Origin of the sequence: Aquirufa nivalisilvae (assembly GCF_004307455.1) — a bacterium.
Lineage (GTDB): Bacteria > Bacteroidota > Bacteroidia > Cytophagales > Spirosomataceae > Aquirufa > Aquirufa nivalisilvae.
On the sequence record NZ_SEWX01000010.1, the window covers coordinates 1,774 to 4,917 of the forward strand.

The 3,144-nt window shown below is 48.1% G+C and carries 2 rRNA genes; both read left to right on the forward strand.

What is annotated here, in order from left to right:
- The first annotated feature begins 95 nt into the window (after window positions 1–95).
- Window positions 96–2,925 (forward strand): 23S ribosomal RNA (locus EWU22_RS13085).
- 68 nt (window positions 2,926–2,993) lie between these two features.
- Window positions 2,994–3,105, forward strand: a 5S ribosomal RNA gene (gene rrf / locus EWU22_RS13090).
- Window positions 3,106–3,144 lie beyond the last annotated feature (39 nt).

Genomic DNA, 3,144 nt, shown 5'->3' on the forward strand with positions numbered 1-3,144 from the left:
GTTTTTACACAAGGTTCTTTGACATATTGTGAGAATAAAGTAAAGAGTAAGAGCAAAAATAGATAGCGATTGCCTTCGGGCATGAAGATATTAGAGAGTAAGTGAAATAAGGGCGTATGGGGGATGCCTAGGCTCTTGGAGGCGAAGAAGGACGTGTTAAGCTGCGATAAGCTTCGGGGAGGTGCACAAGACCATTAATCCGAAGATTTCCGAATGGGGCAACCCACTAGATTGAAGATCTAGTATTCTATATAATAGAAGGCAAACCTGCTGAACTGAAACATCTAAGTAAGCAGAGGAAGAGAAAACAAAAGTGATTCCGTAAGTAGTGGCGAGCGAACGCGGATTAGCCCAAACCAGTGTTGTTGCGGCAAGACTGGGGTTGTAGGACTTCGATATCGATGATATAAATGAACGAGAACTGTCTGGGAAGGCGGGCCGTAGAAGGTGAGAGCCCTGTATTGGTAAGTTTATTTCATTGTAGGAGTATCCTGAGTAGGGGGGGACTGGAGAAATCCCCTTTGAATCTGCCGGCACCATCCGGTAAGGCTAAATACTACCAAGAGACCGATAGTGAACGAGTACTGTGAAGGAAAGGTGAAAAGTACCCTGAGTAAGGGGGTGAAAAGACCCTGAAACCATACGCTTACAAGCGGTCGGAGCCCTTTCGTGGGGTGACGGCGTGCCTTTTGCATAATGAGCCTACGAGTTACTTTCACTGGCGAGGTTAATCACATAGATGTGAGCAGCCGGAGCGAAAGCGAGTCTGAATAGGGCGCTTAGTCAGTGGGAGTAGACGCGAAACTTTGTGATCTACCCATGAGCAGGTTGAAGCTCCGGTAAAACGGAGTGGAGGACCGAACCAGTTTACGTTGAAAAGTATTTGGATGACTTGTGGGTAGGGGTGAAAGGCCAATCAAACTGAGAAATAGCTCGTACTCCCCGAAATGTTTTTAGGAACAGCCTCGGGGTCAAGTTTTAAGCAGGTAAAGCTACCGATAGGACTAGGGGGAGTCAAATCCTACCAAATCCTGACGAACTCTGAATGGCTTAAAATATACCCGGGAGTGAGGGTTGGGGTGCTAAGGTCCCAATCCGAGAGGGAAAGAACCCAGACCAACAGCTAAGGTCCCAAAATCTTTACTAAGTTGAACTAAGGAAGTCTGATTGCAGTGACAGCCAGGATGTTAGCTTGGAAGCAGCTATTCATTTAAAGAGTGCGTAACAGCTCACTGGTCGAGCGAGGCGGGCATCGATAATAAACGGGCATCAAGTAAAGTACCGAAGCTTTGGATTATATTTATATACTGGTAGGGGAGCATTCTGATTGCGGCGAAGGTTGAGCGACAAGCTTGGCTGGAGCGATCAGAAAAGCAAATGTAGGCATGAGTAACGATAATGAGGGCGAGAAACCCTCACGCCGAAAGACTAAGGTTTCCTCAGCTATGCTAATCAACTGAGGGTTAGTCGGGGGCTAAGGGTCTAGCGAGAGCGACAACCTAATGCACAACAGGTTAATATTCCTGTACTTACTTATTGGGCAAATAGATGACGGAGAGAATGGGTTACCAGATACTGACGGAATAGTGTCTTTGAGAGGCGGCAGCAATGCCAAAACGAGTGTAGCGAGTGATCTTCCAAGAAAAGTCTAGGCGTGTATAACTAATAAGTAACCCGTACCGTAAACCGACACAGGTGGTCGAGAAGAATATTCTAAGGCGCTCGAGTGAATCACGGCTAAGGAACTCGGCAAATTAACCCTGTAACTTCGGGATAAAGGGAGCCTCGAGTAATCGAGGCCGCAGAGAAATGGCCCAGGCGACTGTTTAACAAAAACACATGGCTTTGCAAAATCGAAAGATGACGTATAAGGCCTGACACCTGCCCGGTGCTGGAAGGTTAAGGGGGGATGTTAGCTGCAAGGCGAAGCATTGAACTGAAGCCCCAGTAAACGGCGGCCGTAACTATAACGGTCCTAAGGTAGCGAAATTCCTTGTCGGGTAAGTTCCGACCTGCACGAATGGTGTAACGATCTGGGCACTGTCTCAGCCGTGAGCTCGGTGAAATTGTAGTAACGGTGAAGATGCCGTTTACCCGCAACGGGACGGAAAGACCCCATGAACCTTTACTATAGCTTAGCATTGAGTTTTGGTACTGGATGTGTAGGATAGGTGGGAGGCTGTGAGCCGGTGTCGCTAGGCATCGGGGAGCCAACGTTGAAATACCACCCTTCTTGTACTGGAATTCTAATCCCTAGATGGGAGACATTGCTTGGTGGGTAGTTTGACTGGGGTGGTCGCCTCCAAAAGAGTAACGGAGGCTTTCAAAGGTTCCCTCAGCACGCTTGGTAACCGTGCGTAGAGTGCAATAGCAAAAGGGAGCTTGACTGTGAGACCGACAAGTCGATCAGGTACGAAAGTAGGATATAGTGATCCGGTGGTTTAGTATGGAACAGCCATCGCTCAAAGGATAAAAGGTACTCTGGGGATAACAGGCTGATCTCCCCCAAGAGCTCACATCGACGGGGAGGTTTGGCACCTCGATGTCGGCTCGTCACATCCTGGGGCTGGAGAAGGTCCCAAGGGTTCGGCTGTTCGCCGATTAAAGTGGCACGCGAGCTGGGTTCAGAACGTCGTGAGACAGTTCGGTCCCTATCTGTTGTGGGCGTAGGAATATTGACAGGTTCTGACTTTAGTACGAGAGGACCGAGTTGGACTGACCGCTGGTATATCAGTTGTTCTGCCAAGGGCATAGCTGAGTAGCCACGTCGGGACCAGATAAGCGCTGAAAGCATCTAAGTGCGAAACTGACCTGAAGATGAGTATTCCATGAAGGGTCCGTGTAGACGACACGGTCGATAGGCTACAGATGTAAAGGCAGTAATGTCAAAGTCGAGTAGTACTAATTACCCGAAAGCTTACTTTTATAAAAAAAATGCAACGACTGTTTATTTTATCTCACAATATGGAAAAAGGCTAAGACCTTGCAAGATTTATGGAGCCGATAGGACGGGTGTTCACCTCTTCCCATCTCGAACAGAGAAGTTAAGCCCCGCACCGCTGATGATACTGGGATCAAACCCGGGAAAGTAAGTAAGCTCCAAGTTATTATTATCAAGCCCGCTAGTCTCTAGTGGGCTTTTTT